Raw genomic sequence first — 524 nt, 5'->3', positions numbered from 1 at the left:
GTCTTGAATATTGACGTTGCTGTCGAAATAACCTTTGGTCCGGAGCATCATTTTAACGCCGCCGGGAGCCTCTCCGACGAGGAAGCCAACCTGCTCTTTGTCCAGCTCTTCGCCCTGCTGCTGGGTAACCAGCGGCAGGTATTCTTCAAGCATTTCTTTGACTTCGCTGTCTCAGGTGTCGATTCTGACAGAAAATTTGAGCTCGAGTCCACCTGCCCGACCGCCCCCGAACTACCCGAACACCCCAAACCCAAAAACAACCCCACAACCCCCCGCCCCAAAAACAACAACCCCCACCACCAACACGCGCCCATAAACGAACACAAACAACGCAAACAAAACAGGGTAGGTCAGTTTGGCCACGATGCGTGCTCGACAACGACAATCCCCCAACATGAAGATTTTACCATTATCTCTAAAAAGCCTAAAGCTATGGTTATAAACGGAAATTTAGCGTAACAATGTCACACGATGTGACGCAGAAACGGACCTCGGCCTGCCCCCAGCTAACTGCAATCTCCATG

The 524-nt window shown here is 51.3% G+C and carries 1 protein-coding gene and 1 pseudogene; both read right to left on the bottom strand.

What is annotated here, in order from left to right; genetic code table 11:
* Positions 1–207, bottom strand: a pseudogene (locus ACTHTY_RS11575) (outer membrane protein assembly factor); the annotation flags it as partial.
* Positions 208–231: 24 nt separating this feature from the next.
* Positions 232–396, bottom strand: coding sequence for a hypothetical protein (locus ACTHTY_RS11570; RefSeq protein WP_440367769.1), 165 nt, complete (start codon positions 394–396; stop codon positions 232–234).
* Between the last annotated feature and the right edge of the window lie 128 nt (positions 397–524).

Source organism: Neisseria sp. P0019.S002 (genome assembly GCF_051957155.1).
Classification (GTDB): domain Bacteria; phylum Pseudomonadota; class Gammaproteobacteria; order Burkholderiales; family Neisseriaceae; genus Neisseria; species Neisseria perflava.
This window is presented reverse-complemented; position numbering and strand designations above follow the sequence as displayed.

Excerpts from the sequence above, each read along its gene's own strand:
- ACTHTY_RS11570 (WP_440367769.1), bottom strand. The coding sequence starts at position 396 with ATGTTGGGGGATTGTCGTTGTCGAGCACGCATCGTGGCCAAACTGACC.